This window comes from Pseudomonas sp. 05N434 (assembly GCF_056396965.1).
Genome location: NZ_JBFTMK010000489.1, coordinates 1 through 3,830 on the forward strand (window position 1 = coordinate 1; position 3,830 = coordinate 3,830).

General features: G+C 59.7%; 5 protein-coding genes. 3 read left to right on the forward strand and 2 right to left on the reverse strand.

The annotated features are described in order from the left end of the window. Positions 1-46 precede the first annotated feature (46 nt). Positions 47-826, forward strand: a complete 780-nt coding sequence (locus AC1DLB_RS24120) for an exodeoxyribonuclease III (RefSeq protein ID WP_007934608.1) — start codon at positions 47-49, stop codon at positions 824-826. A gap of 71 nt (positions 827-897) precedes the next feature. Here the strand turns inward: AC1DLB_RS24120 and AC1DLB_RS24125 are convergent, their stop codons facing one another. Continuing rightward, entirely contained in the window at positions 898-1,266 is a 369-nt protein-coding gene (locus tag AC1DLB_RS24125) for a DUF4870 domain-containing protein (protein WP_018927483.1), read from the reverse strand. A 30-nt stretch (positions 1,267-1,296) separates the two neighbouring features. Continuing rightward, positions 1,297-2,019 (reverse strand): ribonuclease PH, encoded by a 723-nt coding sequence (rph, locus tag AC1DLB_RS24130; RefSeq protein WP_007934600.1) that lies wholly within the window; start codon positions 2,017-2,019, stop codon positions 1,297-1,299. A gap of 268 nt (positions 2,020-2,287) precedes the next feature. Here rph and AC1DLB_RS24135 point away from each other — a divergent pair, with 268 nt between their 5' ends. Together AC1DLB_RS24135 and gmk are read left to right on the forward strand one after the other, a co-directional pair. Continuing rightward, positions 2,288-3,151, forward strand: coding sequence for a YicC/YloC family endoribonuclease (locus tag AC1DLB_RS24135; protein WP_018927482.1), 864 nt, complete (start codon positions 2,288-2,290; stop codon positions 3,149-3,151). Between the two features lie 12 nt (positions 3,152-3,163). Next, the gene (gmk, locus tag AC1DLB_RS24140) at positions 3,164-3,784 is read left to right on the forward strand and encodes a guanylate kinase (protein ID WP_018927481.1); all 621 of its coding nucleotides are present in this window, start codon (positions 3,164-3,166) and stop codon (positions 3,782-3,784) included. Positions 3,785-3,830 lie beyond the last annotated feature (46 nt).

Genomic DNA, 3,830 nt, shown 5'->3' on the forward strand with positions numbered 1-3,830 from the left:
GGTAGACGCCGTGTATCATACCCGCACGCGATTTTTGGGGCCACTTATGCGGATCATCAGTGTGAACGTCAATGGTATTCAGGCTGCAGTCGAGCGTGGTTTGCTCAGTTGGCTGCAAGCACAGAATGCCGACGTCATCTGCCTGCAGGACACCCGCGCCTCCGCCTTTGAACTGGACGATCCAGCCTTCCAACTGGATGGCTACTTCCTTTATGCCTGCGAAGCCGAAGTTCCCGCCCAAGGTGGCGTGGCTTTGTACTCGCGGTTGCAACCGAAGGCTGTCATCAGCGGTCTCGGCTTCGAGACGGCCGACCGCTACGGGCGCTACCTGCAAGCCGATTTCGACAAGGTCAGCATCGCGACCTTGCTGCTCCCTTCGGGGCAGAATGGCGATGAAGACTTGAACCAGAAGTTCAAGCTAATGGACGACTTCGCCCGTTATCTGGATAAACAGCGACGCAAACGTCGCGAGTACATTTATTGTGGCTCGCTGTACGTGGCGCAACAGAAGCTGGATATCAAGAACTGGCGCGACAGCCAGCAATCCCCGGGCTTCCTGGCGCCTGAGCGTGCCTGGATGGACGAGATTGTCGGCAACATGGGTTATGTCGACGCCCTGCGGGAAGTCAGCCGCGAAGGCGACCAGTACAGCTGGTGGCCGGACAACGAACAGGCCGAGATGCTCAACCTGGGCTGGCGTTTCGACTACCAGTTGCTGACCCCTGGCCTGCGCCGCTTCGTACGCAGCGCACGCCTGCCACGTCAGCCACGGTTCTCGCAGCACGCACCGTTGATCGTGGACTACGACTGGACGCTGACGATCTAAGCGTCTTTTCGCAGATGCAAAAAAGCCGACATTGCTGTCGGCTTTTTTGTGCGTGCTGATTTTACTGCCTGTTATTTGATCAACCGCCAGGTGAAGGGATAGCGGTAAGGCACCCCGTCATTGGCCTTGAGCCCGGCAATGATGCACAGCACCATCGCCCCGATCAGGACCAGCGGCAGCAGCGCAAAACCGATCAACACCAGCATCAGCACGTAACAGATGCCCGAGACCAGGGCCACGGTAATCTGAAAGTTCAGCGCTTCTTTGCCTTGGGCATCGATGAACGGGTCGGCTTCACGCTTCCACTGCCAGAGTATCAGCGGCCCGATCAGGTGACCGAACGGAAACCAGACACCGAGAAACGCCGAGAGGTGACAAAACATCGCCCACTGGCGAGCCTCGGAGCTCGGGGTGGGAAGCAACTGCTGTTCATCACTCATGGCGCTCTCCTTTGCCGGACATCAAAACAATCAGTCAGCCAGTGCAGCCTTCTGCAGTTCGAAAATCTCGATCATGCCTTTCTTCGCCAGTGCCAGCATCGCGTTCAGCTCTTCTGGCTGGAACGGTGCGCCTTCGGCAGTGCCCTGGACTTCGATGAAACCACCAGTGCTGGTCATCACCACGTTGAGGTCAGTCTCGGCAGCCGAGTCTTCCAGGTAGTCGAGGTCAAGCACAGGTTCGCCCTGATACATGCCTACCGAAACGGCAGCGATCATTTGCTTGAGCGGGTCGCCACCTTTGAGGCCGCCGCGCTTCTTGATCACTTTCAAGGCATCGACCAGTGCAACCATGGCGCCGGTGATGGACGCGGTGCGGGTGCCGCCATCAGCCTGGATCACGTCGCAGTCGACGTACAAGGTGACGTCGCCCAGCTTGGACATGTCCAGCGCAGCGCGCAGGGAACGACCAATCAGCCGCTGGATTTCCAGAGTGCGGCCACCTTGCTTGCCGCGGCTCGCCTCACGCTGGTTACGCTCGCCAGTGGCGCGCGGCAGCATGCCGTATTCAGCGGTCAACCAGCCCTGGCCCTGCCCCTTGAGGAAACGCGGCACGCCGTTCTCGACGCTGACGGTGCAGATGACCTTGGTATCACCGAACTCGACCAGTACAGATCCCTCGGCGTGTTTGGTGTAGTTGCGGGTAATGCGGATCGAGCGGAGCTGATCGGCAGCGCGACCACTTGGACGTTTCATAGGGATTACCTGTACGGGGGACGGAAAACTGCCGAGCATTATAGAGCCGTGGGCCGCGAGTGGGCACTTCTAAAAAAATCACCCGACGATTGAAGGCTCTGAATAGAGCGTAGCCGACGGCCTGCAGCCCATTGTCACAGCGTGTGATTGGGCGCATCCGCCCCACTGCGCTACAATCCTGCGCCTTTGCTGCCTGTCGGCTTTAATTCACAGATAGCGGGTCCGCGAACCATGGGTTACGCGCCGACCTGCATTGCGAGGTACCTCCATGGTGCACAGCATGACCGCCTTCGCCCGCGTCGAGAAAGCCGGCGTCCAGGGCACCCTGAGCTGGGAGCTGCGCTCGGTCAACAGCCGCTACCTGGAACCSCAYCTGCGCCTGCCRGAATCTTTCCGCGACCTCGAGGGCGCCGTCCGCGAAGCCCTGCGCCAGGGAATTTCCCGGGGCAAGCTCGAATGCACCCTGCGTTTCACCGAAGAAAGCACTGGCAAACCGCTGCAAGTGGACCGCGAGCGCGCCGCGCAATTGGTCGCTGCCGCCGAGACCGTCGCCAGCCTGATCAAGAACCCTGCCGCGCTGAACCCGCTGGAAGTCCTGGCCTGGCCCGGCGTGCTGGTGGCCGACGCCGCCGACCCGCAAGCGCTGAATGCCGAAGCAATGGCGCTGTTCAACCAAGGCCTGAAAGAACTCAAGGCCGGCCGCGAGCGCGAAGGCGCGGAGCTGGCGCGGTTGATCAACGAACGCCTGACGTCCATTGAAGAAGATGTGGTGATCCTGCGTGAGCTGGTCCCGCAGATGCTCGCCACGCAGCGTCAGAAAGTCCTCGACCGCTTCACCGACATGAAGGCCGACCTCGACCCGCAGCGCCTGGAGCAGGAAATGGTCATGCTCGCGCAAAAGAGCGACGTCGCCGAAGAACTGGATCGCCTGAGCACTCACATCATCGAAGTTCGCCGGGTGCTCAAATCCGGCGGCGCTGCCGGTCGACGCCTGGATTTCCTGATGCAGGAGCTCAACCGCGAAGCCAACACACTGGGCTCCAAAGCCTTCGACCCGCGCAGCACCCAAGCGGCGGTCAACCTCAAGGTGTTGATCGAGCAGATGCGCGAACAAGTACAGAATATTGAGTAAGGCAAACCTGACATGACCCACAGTACCGGCACCCTGTACATCATTTCCGCACCTTCTGGTGCGGGCAAGAGCAGCCTGGTCAAAGCCCTGACCGACGCTGATCAGGAGATCCGCGTCTCGGTCTCCCACACCACCCGCGCCATGCGCCCTGGTGAAGTGAACGGCGTGAACTATCACTTCGTCGAACGCAGCGAGTTCGTGAAGATGATCGAGCACGGAGATTTCCTCGAGCGCGCCGAAGTGTTCGGCAATCTCTATGGCACTTCGCAAAGCCACCTGCAGCAGACCCTGGATGAAGGTCACGACCTGATTCTGGAAATTGACTGGCAGGGTGCAGAGCAAGTGCGCAAGTTGATGCCCCAGGCCCGTTCGATCTTCATTCTGCCGCCGTCCCTGGAGGCCCTGCACCAACGCCTGACCAATCGCGGCCAGGACAGTGACGAGATCATCGAAGGCCGGATGCGCGAAGCCGTCAGCGAGATGAGCCATTACGTCGACTACGATTACCTGATCATCAACGACAATTTCGCCCACGCACTGGACGATCTGAAGGCGATTTTCCGCGCCAATCAGCTGCATCAGAAGCGTCAGCAGCAGCGTCATGGCAAATTATTAGCTGAATTGCTCGGCTAATCAGCTCTTCCCAAAACCGCTGCAAGGGCTTTACATTGGTGCTTAT

Bases quoted from the DNA above. Each gene is read 5' to 3' on its own strand.
- AC1DLB_RS24120 (WP_007934608.1), top strand. From the start codon at position 47: ATGCGGATCATCAGTGTGAACGTCAATGGTATTCAGGCTGCAGTCGAG.
- AC1DLB_RS24125 (WP_018927483.1), bottom strand. From the start codon at position 1,266: ATGAGTGATGAACAGCAGTTGCTTCCCACCCCGAGCTCCGAGGCTCGC.
- rph (WP_007934600.1), bottom strand. From the start codon at position 2,019: ATGAAACGTCCAAGTGGTCGCGCTGCCGATCAGCTCCGCTCGATCCGC.
- gmk (WP_018927481.1), top strand. From the start codon at position 3,164: ATGACCCACAGTACCGGCACCCTGTACATCATTTCCGCACCTTCTGGT.